Origin of the sequence: Mycobacterium scrofulaceum (assembly GCF_002086735.1) — a bacterium.
Classification (GTDB): Bacteria; Actinomycetota; Actinomycetes; order Mycobacteriales; family Mycobacteriaceae; genus Mycobacterium; species Mycobacterium scrofulaceum.
In genome coordinates, this window is sequence record NZ_MVIJ01000082.1 from 1 (window position 1) to 14,404 (window position 14,404).

Genomic DNA, 14,404 nt, shown 5'->3' on the forward strand with positions numbered 1-14,404 from the left:
TGAACAACGCCATCCAGGTGCTGCTCCCCCCGGCCCGGAGCGGCCGCCGGCGCCGCCCCCGCCGTCCGGGGGCGAGACCCGGGCGATCCCGGTGCCCACCAACCGTTCCGACGACGCGGGCGACCCGGCCGAACCGACCACCGCGTTCCCGTCCGCGCGGTCGGAGCAAGACGACTCCGACGCGGCCACGGAAAAGCTGAACTCCCGCGCGCAGGCCGACACCGGCGACGCGCGTCAGCGCCGCCGCTCCGGGGGCGGCCTGTCCGCCCAGGACCTGCTGCGCCGCGAGGGGCGGCTCTAGCCTCAGCCGGAGGCGCCGCCGGGTTCGTCCGCTTCCGCCTGCACGATCGCGGTCCCGTTGTCCGCCTCTTCGGTCTGCTTCTCGGCCTCGGCGGCCGGATCCGGGGCGAGCAGCACCTGGATGGCGTTGTTCAGGAACGCGACCGTCGGGACGGCCAGCAGCGCGCCGACGATGCCGGCGAGCACGCCGCCGGTGGAGATCGCCAGCACCACCCCGAGGGGGTGAATCGAGACCGCGCGGCCCATCACCAGCGGCTGCAGCACGTGCGCCTCGAGCTGGTTCACCGCGATCAGCAAACCGAGCGTGATCAGCGCGTACACCATGCCTTTCGCCAACAGGGCGACCACGACGGCCAGCAAGCCCGAGATCAACGCACCGATCAGCGGGATGAACGCGCCGAGGAAGACCAGCGAGGCCAGCGGCAGGGCCAGCGGGATGCCCATGATCGCCAGGCCGGTGCCGACGCCGGCCGCGTCGGTGAGGGCCACCAGGAAGGTGGCCCGAACGTACCCGGTCAGCGAGCCGTACCCGGCGCGACCCGCTTCGCTCACCCGGTCGCGGACGTGCGCCGGGAAGATCTTGGACACGTAGGCCCAGATGTTGCGCCCGCCGTACAGGAAGAAGATGAGCGTGAACAGCACCAACACCGCCGCCGTGACGAGTTCGGTGATGGTGGCGGCGGTGGACAGGGCGCCGCTTTCCAGTTTCGCCTGGTTGTTGCGCAGCGCCTCGATCGCCGCGTTGCCCGCGTTGTCGATCTGTTCCCGCCGCAGATGCGCGGGCCCGTCGATCAGCCAGCGCCGGATGGACTCGATGCTGCGGGTCACCTGTTCGGTCAGCCCCGGCAGGCCGTCGATGAACTGGTTGACGACGAACGCCAGGATGCCGCCCAGCAGCGCGAAGCTGCTCAGCAACACCAGTGCCACCGCGCCGCCGCGGGGCAGGCCGCGCCGGTCCAGCCAGTCGACCACCGGCAGCAGCAGCGCGCTGAGCAGCAACGCCACCAGCACCGGGACGATGATGACCTCGAGCTTCTTCACCACCCACAGCAGCGCCATCAGCGCGAAGAGGATGACCAGCAAACGCCACGCCCAGGCTGCGGTCTTGCGGACAAGGGGTTCGACCGAAGCATCGTCGGTGTTTGCCGGCATAGGGTGAGCCTATCCGGCTAAAGACACCGCCAAACCTGCGCGGACCCCGGCCGTCCGCCGGCCCGCCGGCACGATCCGGTTACGACCCCGGAACTTCCAAGACACGGTCGGCGGCGCGCGACGATGCCCGCGCCACCTGCACCGTTACCCTAAACGACGTGTCGCACGACGCACCCGCCCGCAATCTCGACTTCCCGCGCGAAGAGGCCCCGCGCGGGAAGTACTGGTGGGTGCGGTGGGTGATCCTCGGGATCGTCGCGATCGTGCTTGCCGTGGAGGTCGCGCTGGGCTGGGATCAGCTGGCCAAGGCGTGGACCAGCGTGTACGAGGCGAACTGGTGGTGGCTGCTGGCCGCGGCCGCGGCGTCGGCCGCGTCCATGCACAGCTTCGCGCAGATCCAGCGCACGCTGCTGCGGTCGGCCGGGGTGCACGTCAAGCAGTTGCGCTCGGAGGCCGCCGTCTACGCGGCCAACTCGCTGAGCACCACGCTGCCCGGCGGGCCGGTGCTCTCGGCCACGTTTTTGCTTCGCCAGCAACGCGTTTGGGGCGCCTCCACGGTGGTGGCGTCGTGGCAGCTGGTGATGGCGGGCGTCCTGCAGGCCGTCGGGCTGGCGCTGCTGGGGCTGGGCGGGGCGTTCTTCCTCGGCGCGAAGAACAACCCGTTCTCGTTGCTGTTCACCCTCGGCGGCTTCGTCGCGCTGCTGATCCTCGCGCAGGCGGTCGCGTCGCGGCCGGAGCTGATCGACGGGATCGGCTGCCGGGTGTTGTCGTGGGTGAACTCCGTGCGGGGCCGGCCCGCCGACGCCGGTCTGGACCGGTGGCGCGAGACGCTGATGCAGCTGGAATCGGTGAGTCTGGGCCGGCGCGACATGGGGGTGGCGTTCGGCTGGTCGATGTTCAACTGGGTCGCCGACGTGGCCTGCCTGGGGTTTGCCGCCTACGCCGCCGGGGACCACGCGTCGGTGGCCGGGCTGACGGTGGCCTACGCGGCCGCCCGGGCCGTCGGCACCATACCGCTGATGCCGGGCGGGCTGCTGGTGGTCGAGGCGGTGCTGGTGCCGGGGCTGGTGTCCAGCGGCATGTCGTTGCCCAACGCCATCTCGGCGATGCTGATCTACCGGCTGATCAGCTGGTTGCTGATCTCCGCGATCGGCTGGGTGGTGTTCTTCTTCGTGTTCCGCACCGAGAACGTCGCCGTCCCCGACGACGACGAGGCCGCGGAGAACCCCGAACCGGCGACGCAGCAGGGTCAGGGCGCCAACGATCCCACCGAGACCGCCCTGCAGGGGCCGTTGCCGCCCGACCGGGGCGCCGAAACGGAAACCTAGCCGGCGGTGTTGCCCCGCGGCGGCCCCGACAGCGGGTTGGCCGGGGCGACGGGCCCGGTGGCCGCCGGCGGGGAGGCCGGCGTCCCGGCCAGCGGCAGCGCGCCCGCCGCGTTACCCGGCAGGGCGGGCAGCCCGCCGGCCGCGCCCTGCGCCTGCTGCATCATGCCCATCGCCTGGGAAGGCGAGATCGGCAGCTTGCACTGCAGCGACAGGTTGGTCAGCGGCTGGGCGATCGACGTCATGTCGCCGGCCACCTTGGGATTGGCCTCGAAGTAGGACTTCAGGCCGGTCATCGACTGCGGGCCGGCCTGCTGCTGCAGCATCGACGTCATCGTCTGGTTGGTCTCCGGGTGGGCGTCCAGGTAGTCGCCCATCGACTTGGAGACCGAACCGATCGTCCGGGCCACCTCACTGGCCGCGCACGGGTCGGACGCGCCGGTCGCCGGCGGGCCGGCGAGGACCGCCAGGGCAGCGCCCGGCGCGGCGGTGGCGATCAGCCCGGCGAAGACTCTGCGGCGCCAGGTCGCGCTGCCTCTGGTCATGGAAACTCCTTAGGTGTTTGCGGCGCCGCGCCCCGCAAACGGCTGCGACGGACGGCCTCATCGATGCGGGGATCCCCGGGGCCCCGCCGGCCATCCGACATGCTGCCATCGCAGGGAGCGCCCCTGCCAGCCGGCGCGAGCCCGTGTGAGCAAAATCCCGCCCGGTTACCGGTGCACAACGACTTGGCAGCGTCTTGGCAACAACGCCGTCGGCGCAGCTCAGGAACCCGAAAGCACACATCATCCACAGCCCGCTGCGGTATTCTCGCCAGCACGCGTTACGCGACACAGGGGAGTGGAGAAATCCAGCAGTTAATGATGCGCCTCAGCCGCAGCCTGCGTAAGTACCGCTGGTTGGTCTTCACCGGCTGGTTGCTGGCTTTGGTTCCGGCGGTCTACCTGGCCCTGACGCAGTCGGGGAACCTGACCGGCGGCGGTTTCGAGGTGGCCGGTTCGCAGTCCCTGCTCGTCCACGACCAGCTCGAGGAGCTGTACCACGACCAGGGGGGATCCTCGCTGGCCCTGGTGGCCGCCCCGCGCCCCGACGCCAGCTACGCCGACATCAACGACGCCGTCGCGCTCCTGCGGCGGACGGCCGCCGAGGTCCCGGGCGTCTCGGAGGTGCCCAACCCCACCCAGCGGCCGCCGCAGCCGGACCGTCCGTATGTGCTCTCGCTGCGGCTGGATTCGAAGAACACCAGCGACGTCGCCAAGCAGCTGCGCACCAAGGTCGGCGTCAAGGGCGATCAGGCCGGCCAGACCGCGAACGGCCGGGTGCGGCTGTACGTGATCGGGCAGGGCGCGCTGAGCGCCGCCGCCGCGCAGAACACCAAGCACGACATCGCCGCCGCGGAACGCTGGAACCTGCCGGTCATCCTCATCGTGCTGCTCGCCGTGTTCGGCTCGCTGGCCGCCGCGGCGATCCCGCTCGCCCTGGGCGTGTGCACGGTCGTGGTCACCATGGGCCTGGTCTACCTGCTGTCGTCCTACACGACGATGTCGGTGTTCGTGACCTCGACGGTGTCCATGTTCGGCATCGCGCTCGCCGTCGACTATTCGCTGTTCATCCTGATGCGCTTCCGCGAGGAGCTGCGGTCCGGCCGTGAGCCGCAGGAGGCCGTCGACGCGGCGATGGCGACCTCGGGGCTGGCGGTGGTGCTGTCCGGGATGACCGTCGTCGCCTCGCTCACCGGCATCTACGTGATCAACACCCCGGCGCTGAAGTCGATGGCCACCGGGGCGATCCTGGCCGTCGCCGTCGCGATGCTGACGTCGACCACGCTGACCCCGGCGGCGCTGGCGACGTTCGGCCGGTCGGCCGCCAAGAGGTCGGCGTTCCTGCACTGGTCGCGCGGGCCCGAGGGAGGCCAATCCCGGTTCTGGAACCGCTGGATCGGCGGGGTGATGCGACGGCCGTGGATGTCGGCGCTGGCGGCGTCGCTGGTCCTGCTCGTCATGGCCGCGCCGGCCTCGTCGATGGTGCTGGGCAACAGCCTGCTGCGCCAATTCGACTCGTCGCACGAGATCCGCGCCGGGGTGGGCGCGGCCGCCGAGGCGCTCGGCCCCGGCGCGCTCGGGCCGATTCGGGTGCTGATCACCTTCCCCGACGGCGGCGCCGCGTCGCCCGAACACAGCCAGACCATCGGCGCGATCCGGCAGCGGATGACGCAGGCCCCCAACATCGTTTCGGTGGCGCCGCCGCAATTCGCCGAGGACAACGGCAGCGCCCTGCTGTCCGCGGTGCTGTCGGTCGACCCCGAGGACATGCGGGCCCGCGAGGCCGTCGGCTGGATGCGCGCCCAGCTGCCCAAGGTGCCCGACCGGGGAACCGCGCGAGTCGACGTCGGCGGCCCGACCGCGCTGATCAAGGACTTCGACGACCAGGTGTCCAAGACCGAGCCGCTGGTGCTGGCGATCGTGGCGCTGATCGCCTTCGTGATGCTGCTGGTCTCGGTCCATTCGGTGTTCCTGGCGCTCAAGGGCGTGCTGATGACCCTGCTGTCGGTCGCGGCGGCCTACGGCAGCCTGGTGATGGTCTTCCAGTGGGGCTGGCTGAAGGATCTCGGCTTCGCCCAGATCAGCTCGATCGACAGCACCGTGCCCCCGCTGGTCCTGGCGATGACCTTCGGGCTGTCGATGGACTACGAGATCTTCCTGCTGACCCGGATTCGCGAACGCTTCCTGCACGCCGGCAACACCCGCGACGCCGTGGCGTACGGCGTGAGCACCAGCGCCCGCACCATCACCAGCGCGGCCCTGATCATGATCGCGGTCTTCGTCGGTTTCGCGTTCGCCGGCATGCCGCTGGTCGCCGAGATCGGGGTGGCGTGCGCGGTGGCGATCGCCGTGGACGCGACGGTGGTGCGGCTGGTGCTGGTGCCCGCGCTGATGGCGATGTTCGCCCAGTGGAACTGGTGGCTGCCGCCGTGGCTGTCCCGGATCCTGCCGTCCGTCGACTTCGACCGGCCGTTGCCCGCCGTCGACCTGGCCGACGTGGTGGTAATACCCGACGACATCTCGGCGCTGACGGCGCCCAACGCCGACCTGCGGATGGTGCTCAAGTCGGCGGCCAAGCTCAAGCACCTGGCGCCCGACGCCATCTGCGTCACCGACCCGCTGGCCTTCACCGGCTGCGGGCGCAGCGGCAGCCAGCGCCACGGCGCGCTGCTGCAGGGGTCCGACCAGGACCGCGGCCGGGACCCGGGCCAGATCCCGCACCAGGTCGACATCGACGACGAACGGGCGGGCGTCGGGGTGGTCACCGCCGACCGCAGGACCGGCGGCAACGGTCACGGCAACAGCGCCTCCGGCGCCAGGAAGCGGGTCGCCGGCCTGACGTCACGCAACGGCATCGCCAAGGCGATCGTCGGGGCGGACCGGCCCGTCCACCCGGTCACGTTGTGGCGCGGGCGGCTTTCGGTCGCGATCGACGCGCTGGAGAGCGAGCCCGAGGCCGAGGACCAGCGGATCTACGAGCGCCGCAGCCCGGTGGAGACCACCCACGTGCAGCTGCCCACCGGCGACCGGCTCCTGGTCCCGACCGGCGCCGAGACCCTGCGGCTCAAGGGCTACCTCATCATGTGCCGTAACAGCCGCCGCGATTACGCCGACTTTGCCGATATGGTTGAAACATTGGAGCCCGAGACCGCCGCTGTGGTGCTGGCCGGCATGGACAGGTACTACTGTTGTCAGTCGCCCAGGCGGCAATGGATCGCCACCCAGCTGGTCCGTCGACTCGCTGATCCCGATCCCTGTGACCTCGACGAGGAGCAGGGGTCCGAGGGCGAGGCCCGCCCGGACTGGGAGGAGATCAGGCAGCGCTGCCTGTCGGTGGCCGTAGCGATGCTGGAGGAGGCGAGGTGACGTTGGCACCTGACCGACGCCCCGCACCGCCGCAGCGGCCGGCGACCGAGCCGCGCGGCCGGGAAGCGCAGACCCCGGATCCCGAGCAACCGGTGGAGTTCTGGCCGACGTCCGCGATCCGTGCCGCGCTGCAAGGCGGCGACATCGCCACCTGGAAACGCATCGCCGCCGCCCTCAAGCGCGACCCGTACGGGCGGACCGCCCGCCAGGTCGAAGAGGTGCTCGAAGGCACCCGGCCCTACGGCATCTCCAAGGCGCTGTGGGAGGTGCTGGAGCGCGCGCGCACCCACCTGGAGGCCAACGAACGCGCCGAGGTCGCCCGCCACGTGGGGCTGCTCATCGACCGGTCCGGGCTGGCGCAGCAGGAATTCGCCTCCCGTATCGGGGTGACCGCCGAGGAGCTGGCCGCCTACCTGGACGGCAGCACCAGCCCGTCGGCCTCGCTGATGATCCGGATGCGCCGACTGTCGGATCGCTTCGTCAAGGTGAAGTCGAGCCGCTCGGCCGAGTCCAACTGATCACCTGATCGGCAGCACGTCCGACACCAGCCAGGCGTCGCCGTGCTTGGTCAGCGCGACCCGCAGCGCGGGTGCCGACCGGCTGGCCGGCTGGCCGGGCGCGTCCTGGGTGACCCGCAGGATCACCGCCACACTGGCCGCGGACGGCCCCAACGCCTCGACCCCGGCCGCCAGGGTGGCGGCCTGCGCGGTGACGTTGTGCTGGGCCAGCTCGGCGCTGGACTTGGTGTACTGCTCCTTGAAGGCGGCGGCGTGCTCCGGGACGATCAGCGCCGTCGCCCGGTCGATCGAGCTGTCCGGGGCGCCGGGGGTGAACGACGCCATCGCCTCCGCCATCCCGGTGGCGACCCGGACCACGTCGCGGGAGTCGTCCTTGAATTCACGGTCCGACCGCGTCCAGTGCGTGTAGCCGGTGACCACCGCGGCCACCAGCGCGGCCGTGCACAGGAAGACGACGGCCAACCGCAGCCCCGGCGCGTCGTCGTCGGTCCCGACGCTGACCGAATCGCGCCGCAGCAACCAGAAGTTGACGACGACGCCCTCGACGATCAGCAGCGCCAGCACCGAGCACGCCGACACCCACCACAGCGGCCAGTCGAGGATCAGCCCGATCGCCAGCAACGCCGCGATCGCGGCCAGCGGGGCCAGGATGTCGAACGCGAACAGGCGCCAGAGGTTCCTCATCGGATCGATTCCAGCCCCGAGATCATCAGCTTGCCTTCCACGTTGGCCACGTCGAGCCGCAGATTCCAGTGCACGGTCTGCGGCTTGGCGCCGGCGTTCTCGCTGACCGACGTCGCGACCAGCATCACCGAGTCCAGCCGGCTGGCGAACGGCGGCAGCTTGGTGGTGACCACGGGACGGGACACACCGGGCTGGGTGTCCAGGTCGCGGCGCACGGTCTCCACGGCCACCGCGTCGATGCGCCCGGCGCTCTTGGACTGCAGCTTCTCCACCACCTGCCGGTAGGGCTGCATGGCGGCGTCGAAGTCGGTGTTGAGCTCGCCGACCGTCCCGTCGTGCAGGCGCTGCAGGCTGGCGTCCACGTTGCCGCTGTTCATGTTGATCAGCACCCCGGTCCAGTCCGCGGCGGTCTGCATGACCCGGGACAGGTAGCGGCGTTCGGCCGTGTCGTCGCGGTGCCCGGACCACAGGAAAAAGCCGAACACCACCGCCGCCACCGAGAGCACCCCGAGCACGGTCGACGCGATGCCGTACGGGGAGAACACCGGGCCGTCCGCGGCTTCGGGTTCGTCGCCAGGGGCCTCGCCGGACTCGGCGCCGTCCGCCTCTTCCGTTTCCTGGTTCGCTGGCTCGGTTCGCTCGCCGTCGGACATGGCCCGATCGTTGCACCCGGCGAAGATGGAAGGATGGCGGGGTGACTGTTGAGGCCATTCGCTCCGGGATCGACCTGAGCCATGTCGACGCCGACGCCCGCCCCCAAGACGACCTGTTCGGTCACGTCAACGGCCGCTGGCTGGCCGAATACGACATCCCGCCGGACCGGGCGACCGACGGCGCGTTCCGTCACCTGTTCGACCGCGCCGAGGAGCAGGTGCGCGACCTGATCACCGGGGCCAGCGAGGCCACCGCCGCCCCGGGCACCGACCAGCAGCGCATCGGCGACCTCTACGCCAGCTTCCTGGACGAGGCGGCCATCGAGCGCCGCGGCCTGCGGCCCCTGCTCGACGAGCTGGCCACCATCGACGACGCCGCCGACGCGGACGCGCTGGCCGGGGCGATGGGCGCGCTGCAGCGCACCGGCGTGGGCGGCGGGGTGGCGATGTACATCGACACCGACGCCAAGGACTCGGCCCGCTACCTGGTCCACTTCACCCAGTCCGGCGTCGGATTGCCCGACGAGTCCTATTACCGGGAGGAGCGGCACGCCGAGGTGCTGGCGGCCTACCCCGGGCACATCGCCCGGATGTTCGGCCTGGTGTTCGGCGGGGAGCCGGCCGACCACCTCCAGGACGCGGAGCGCATCGTCGCGCTGGAGACCCGGTTGGCCGAGGCGCACTGGGACGTGGTCAAGCGCCGCGACGCCGAGCTTAGTTACAACCTGCGCACCTTCGCCGAACTGCGCGACGAATCTGTGGGCTTCGACTGGGCCGGCTGGGCCGCCACACTCGGCGCGGACCCCGATGACCTCACGGAACTGATTGTGCGGCAACCGGATTACCTTCGCGCGTTCGCCGAGCTGTGGCGCAACGAGGATCTCGAGGTGTGGAAGAGCTGGGCGCGTTGGCGGGTGATCCGGTCCCGCGCGTCCTGGCTGACCGAGGAGCTGGTGGCGGCGGATTTCGACTTCTACGGCCGCCTGCTGACCGGTGCCGAGCAGATCCGCGAGCGCTGGAAGCGGGCCGTGTCGCTGGTGGAGAGCCTGATGGGCGACGCCGTCGGAAAGCTGTACGTGCAGCGGCATTTCCCGCCGGGCGCCAAGGCCCGCATCGACGCGCTGGTGGACAACCTGAAGGCGGCCTACCGGCTGTCCATCAACGAGCTGGACTGGATGACGCCGCAGACCCGGGAGCGGGCGCTGGCCAAGCTGGACAAGTTCGTCGCCAAGGTCGGCTACCCGGTGAAGTGGCGGGACTATTCCACGCTGGTGATCGACCGCGGCGACCTGTACGGCAACTTCCGGCGCGGTTACGCGGTCAACCACGACCGCGAGCTGGCCAAGCTGGGTGGCCCGGTCGACAAGGACGAGTGGTTCATGACGCCGCAGACCGTCAACGCCTACTACAACCCGGGCATGAACGAGATCGTCTTTCCCGCGGCCATTTTGCAGCCGCCGTTCTTCGACGCCGAGGCCGACGACGCCGCCAACTACGGCGGGATCGGCGCGGTGATCGGGCACGAGATCGGGCACGGGTTCGACGACCAGGGCGCCAAGTACGACGGTGACGGGAACCTGGTGGACTGGTGGACCGACGCCGACCGCGCCGAATTCGGCGCCCGCACCAAGGCCCTGATCGAGCAGTACGACGCGTACACGCCCCGCGGGCTGGCCGCCGGCCAGCACGTGAACGGCGCGTTCACCGTCGGGGAGAACATCGGCGACCTGGGCGGGCTGTCGATCGCCCTGCTGGCCTACCAGCTGTCGTGCGACGGCCAACCCGCGCCCGTCATCGACGGTCTCACCGGCGTGCAGCGCGTGTTCTACGGCTGGGCCCAAGTGTGGCGCACCAAATCCCGTCAGGCCGAAGCGATCCGGCGGCTGGCGACGGATCCGCACTCCCCGCCGGAGTTTCGCTGCAACGGCGTCGTGCGCAACATGGACGCCTTCTACGAGGCGTTCGACGTCGCCGAGGACGACGCGCTGTTCCTGGAACCCCAGCGGCGGGTCAGGATCTGGAACTAGGCGACCTCCTACCGCGAGCAGACGCAAAATCGCATAATCGCGTCGTTACGCGTGCGATTTTGCGTCTTCTCGGCACGCCTCGATCCGCGCGGGCACGTGCTTGTGCCACGGCGTGCCCGCGTAGGGATCGCGCCAGTCCGTCGAGGTGAGCGCGTTCGGGGCGACGCCGGGAACCACGGTTTGCCCGTCGTCGCCGACATAGTCGAGCCCAAAACCGTTGGGCAGGGCCGCGTGTCCGGCCAGCATGGTCTCGGTGATCTCGACGGTGGCCTCGGCGCTGCCGGCCGCGGTGCTGATGCGGGCGCGGCCACCGTCGGTGAGACCGAGGGTCTGGGCGTCCTCGACGCTGACGCGCAGCGCACCCTGGGCGTCGCGTTTGCGCCAGGACGGGTCGCGGAAGATGTCGTTGGCGGTGTAGGCGCGGCGCTCGCCCACCGACAGCACGATCGGGAACTCCGGGGTGGTCAGCCGCGGCGGGGCTGCGGCCAGCGCCGCCAACTCGCTTAGCATTTCCGGGATTTCGAGCGCGATCTGGTGGTCGGCGTGGCTGATCAGCCCGAAGTCGTCCCCGTAGTCGTGGGCGGTGAACGTCACCCCGGACGGGTTGTCGAGGATCGCGTCGAACAGCGCGTTGCCGTCGGCGTGGCCGGCGCGGCGCACGGCGTCGGGATAGGTCAGCGCGGCCTTCTGCGCGAGGCCCCACAGGGCGGCCGCGCCGCGCAGGCCGTCGGGCAGCGTGGGCCCGAGCGTCTCGTAGAGGACGAACGGAAGCAGCTTGGCCACGGTCGGGTTGGTGGCGGTGGCGGTCAGGAACGCCTCGGTGTAGGCCTGCCGGCCGCGCCGGGCGGCCTCGGACAGCGGCCGCAGGTCCGCGTCGCCCACCACGCCCAGCGCACGCACCAGCCGCGCCCAGATCTCCGGTTCGGGCAGCGTCCCCGGCAGCGGCTCGAATAGCGGCCGGCGCAGCTGAAAAGCGTTGTGCGGGAACTCCAGATTGAAGAAGGTGGCCTCCGGGTTCTCGAACTGGGACGCCGCGGGCAGCACGTAGTGCGCGAGCCTGGCCGTCTCGGTCATCGCGACGTCGATCACGACCATCAGTTCCAGCGCCCGGAAGGCCTCCCGGCAGGCCCCCGAGTCGGCGAGCGAGTGCGCGGGATTGCTGCTTTCCACGATCATCGCGCGGAAGCGGTCCGGGTGGTCGGTGAGGATCTCCTGGGGCACGACGTTGCTCGGTACCAGTCCGGCGATGATCGGCGCGCCGGTGACGGGTGTGCGGCCGGAGAACTGGCCGAACAGCGGCCCGAACGCCGAATGCAGATGCTGGCCACCCTTTTTCGCGAAGTTGCCGGTGAAGATCCACAGCAGCTTGTTCAGGTACGAGCAGAGCGTGCTGTTGGGCGCCTGCTGCACACCGAGATCCTCGAACACCGAGACGCTGGCCGCGGCGCCGATGCGCCGCGCCGCCGCCCGCACCAACTCCTCGTCGATCCCGCACCGTTGCGCGTACTCGGCCACTCCGACCCCGCGCAGCGCGGCGCGGACGGCGTCGGCGCCGCGCACGTGTTCGGCCAGAAACGTCTCGTCGCAAAGGTTTTCCTGCACCAGGACGGCCGCCAGCGCGGCCAGGCACCACGCGTCGGTGCCGGGCCGCACCCGCAGGTGGAAGTCCGACATCTTGGCGGTGTCGGTCACGACGGGATCGATGACGATCATCGACCGCTTGGGGTCCTTGGCGATCTCGTTGAGCACCACCCGGGCGCGCGGGAAGCTCTGCGACATCCACGGATTCTTGCCGACGAACACCGACACCTCGGCGTGCTCGAATTCGCCCCGCGTGTGACCGCCGTACAGCTGGCCGTCGATCCACGCTTCGCCGGTCTTCTCCTGCGCCAGGGCATTTGACCGGTAACGCGAACCGAGCGCCTTCAGGAACGCGCCGCTGTAGGCCCCGCCCAGGTGATTGCCCTGGCCGCCGCCGCCGTAGTAGAAGATCTTGTCACCGCCGTAGGCGTCCCGGATGCGCTGGAAACCCTCGGCGATCTCGACGATCGCGGTGTCCCAGTCGATCTCCTCGAAGCTGCCGTCGGCGCGCCGGCGCAGCGGGGAGGTCAACCGGGCGCCGCTGTTCTGATAGTGGTCCAGCCGCAGGGCTTTGTTGCAGGTATAGCCGCGCGACCCCGGGTGGGCCTTATCGCCCCGGATGCGGGCCAGCCGGCGGTCCTCGACTTGGACGACGATCCCGCAGTTGCACTCGCAGAGGATGCACGCCGTGGGCTGCCATTCACCGGTCATCGCGGGAGGTCCTTTCTGTTCGCCTCGGCCGACAGCAGGTCGCGTAGCTGGCGGTGTACGACGTCGAGGGGGGCGAGGTCGCGGCGCACCCGGGCCAGCACGATCGCGCCCTCCAGCGCGGTGGTGGCCAGCATCGCCAGGTCGCCGGCCCGTTCACGCGGTATGCCGTCGGCGACGAAGCGCTGCGCGATCAGGTCGTTCCAGCGGTCGAACACCGACGCGGCGCGCTCGACGACGGGCGCCATGCGCTCTTCCTCGCCGGCCTCCACGGAGACCGCGACCACCGGGCAGCCCGCGCGGAAGTCGGTGTCGAGCAGCTGCCGGCGGTACGTGTCGATCAGGGTGTCGATCAGTCCCGGACCGCTCTCCGCGTCGGCGATGACCGCGGCCACGTGTTCACCCGCGTACTCCACCGCCTCGCAGAGCAATTGGGTTCGCCCACCCGGGAAGTAGTGGTAGGCCGATCCGCGCGGCGCGCCGCTGTGCTGCAGGACGTCCGCGATCGCGGTGGCGTGCGCGCCCCGCTCCCTGATCAGCAGCGCGGCGGAGATCACCATCCGCTCGCGTGGACTGCGCATCGCCGCTCTCCCTCAGGCCGTCAGCTTATGTATGATGATATACATAATCGCCGGGCCCGCGAAAGGGCCAGATTGCGTGCACTCGCGAGCAGACGCAAAATCGCCCAATTCCGGACCGGAATGGGCGATTTTGCGTCTGCTCGGCTGGGGGGGCTAGTTCATCCAGTCGGCGGAGCCATCGTTCTTCTTGTAGTTGCCGCCGCTGGAGTTCTTCACGACGATCGGATCACCCGGGCCGAAGTTGTCGAAGAACCACTTGGCGTTGGTGGGGCTGATGTTGATGCAGCCGTGGCTGACGTCGCGCTTGCCCTGATCGTCCACCGACCACGGCGCGCTGTGCACGTAGTCGCCGACGTTGTCGAAGCGGACCGCGTCCTCCACGGTCACCTTGTAGCCGTAGGTCGAGTTGACCGGCACGCCGTAGGTCGACGAGTCCATTACCACCGACGCCTTCTTGTCCTGCACGTAATAGGTGCCGTTGGGGGTCTGGTGATTGCCCGACGTCATGCCCATCGACATCGGGAAGGTCTTCTCCACGGTGCCGTTGCGGGTGATGGTCAGCTGATGGGTGGCGTCGTCGGCCGTGGCGATCAGCGTGTCGCCCGTGAAGAAGTTGGTCACGGTGCCCCCGGCATCGACGGTCACGGCCGTGTGGGCGGGCCAGAAGCTCAGGGGACGCCAACGCAGTTGTGTCGGGGTCATCCAATAGAACTTGCCCGGCACCGGCGGCACGGACGACACGTGCACGGCGTCGATCGCCGCGCCGGCGTCGTCCACCGGTCCGGGGAAGTTGATGATGATCGGCTGGGCCACCCCCACCGTCGAGCCGGTCTTCGGAACGAACGAGGGCGGCCCGAACGGCGGTGTTCCGGTGAACGGCGTGGGGTTCTGCCCGGCTGCCGACGCCGCCACCGGTTGGGGCATCCACGGCGGGGGCGGCGTCGGCAGCCGGGCAGAACCCCACGCC

Annotated in this window: 11 protein-coding genes and 1 pseudogene; 5 read left to right on the plus strand and 7 right to left on the minus strand. The window is 70.3% G+C overall.

What is annotated here, in order from left to right; translation table 11 throughout:
- A pseudogene (locus BST44_RS27535) lies at positions 1-301 on the plus strand (hypothetical protein); the annotation flags it as partial.
- Between the two features lie 2 nt (positions 302-303).
- On the opposite strand, the gene BST44_RS27540 reads toward BST44_RS27535, so the two are convergent.
- The gene (locus BST44_RS27540) at positions 304-1,452 is read right to left on the minus strand and encodes an AI-2E family transporter (RefSeq protein ID WP_083179938.1); all 1,149 of its coding nucleotides are present in this window, start codon (positions 1,450-1,452) and stop codon (positions 304-306) included.
- Positions 1,453-1,610: 158 nt separating this feature from the next.
- On the opposite strand from BST44_RS27540, the gene BST44_RS27545 reads away from it, so the two are divergent.
- Complete coding sequence (locus tag BST44_RS27545; protein ID WP_083179939.1) at positions 1,611-2,780, plus strand: lysylphosphatidylglycerol synthase transmembrane domain-containing protein; 1,170 nt, start codon at positions 1,611-1,613, stop codon at positions 2,778-2,780.
- Here the strand turns inward: BST44_RS27545 and BST44_RS27550 are convergent.
- A complete protein-coding gene (locus BST44_RS27550; protein ID WP_083179940.1) occupies positions 2,777-3,322 on the minus strand; it encodes a hemophore in 546 nt (181 codons plus the stop codon). The genes BST44_RS27545 and BST44_RS27550 overlap by 4 nt on opposite strands.
- A 315-nt stretch (positions 3,323-3,637) precedes the next feature.
- Here BST44_RS27550 and BST44_RS27555 point away from each other — a divergent pair, with 315 nt between their 5' ends.
- Both BST44_RS27555 and BST44_RS27560 read left to right on the plus strand, forming a co-directional pair.
- A complete protein-coding gene (locus BST44_RS27555) occupies positions 3,638-6,685 on the plus strand; it encodes an MMPL family transporter (RefSeq protein ID WP_083179941.1) in 3,048 nt (1,015 codons plus the stop codon).
- Positions 6,682-7,203: a transcriptional regulator gene (locus BST44_RS27560; RefSeq protein WP_083179942.1), complete on the plus strand. Its 522-nt coding sequence runs from the start codon at positions 6,682-6,684 to the stop codon at positions 7,201-7,203. Before BST44_RS27555 ends, BST44_RS27560 begins: the two co-directional genes overlap by 4 nt.
- On the opposite strand, the gene BST44_RS27565 is transcribed toward BST44_RS27560, so the two are convergent.
- Positions 7,204-7,887 (minus strand): hypothetical protein, encoded by a 684-nt coding sequence (locus BST44_RS27565; protein ID WP_083179943.1) that lies wholly within the window; start codon positions 7,885-7,887, stop codon positions 7,204-7,206.
- Positions 7,884-8,540 carry an Rv1363c family protein gene (locus tag BST44_RS27570; RefSeq protein WP_083179944.1) on the minus strand — a complete coding sequence of 219 codons (657 nt, stop codon included), beginning with the start codon at positions 8,538-8,540 and terminating at the stop codon, positions 7,884-7,886. Before BST44_RS27570 ends, BST44_RS27565 begins: the two co-directional genes overlap by 4 nt.
- Before the next feature lie 41 nt (positions 8,541-8,581).
- Here BST44_RS27570 and BST44_RS27575 point away from each other — a divergent pair, with 41 nt between their 5' ends.
- Positions 8,582-10,567 (plus strand): M13 family metallopeptidase, encoded by a 1,986-nt coding sequence (locus BST44_RS27575; RefSeq protein WP_083179945.1) that lies wholly within the window; start codon positions 8,582-8,584, stop codon positions 10,565-10,567.
- A 45-nt stretch (positions 10,568-10,612) separates the two neighbouring features.
- Here the strand turns inward: BST44_RS27575 and BST44_RS27580 are convergent, their stop codons facing one another.
- From BST44_RS27580 to BST44_RS27590, 3 genes are all read right to left on the minus strand, one after another.
- Positions 10,613-12,859: a molybdopterin-dependent oxidoreductase gene (locus BST44_RS27580; protein ID WP_083179946.1), complete on the minus strand. Its 2,247-nt coding sequence runs from the start codon at positions 12,857-12,859 to the stop codon at positions 10,613-10,615.
- Complete coding sequence (locus BST44_RS27585) at positions 12,856-13,437, minus strand: TetR/AcrR family transcriptional regulator (RefSeq protein ID WP_083179947.1); 582 nt, start codon at positions 13,435-13,437, stop codon at positions 12,856-12,858. Before BST44_RS27585 ends, BST44_RS27580 begins: the two co-directional genes overlap by 4 nt.
- Positions 13,438-13,590: 153 nt before the next feature.
- Positions 13,591-14,404 (minus strand): L,D-transpeptidase (locus BST44_RS27590; RefSeq protein ID WP_142274724.1); only part of this gene is annotated, 814 nt, incomplete at its 5' end.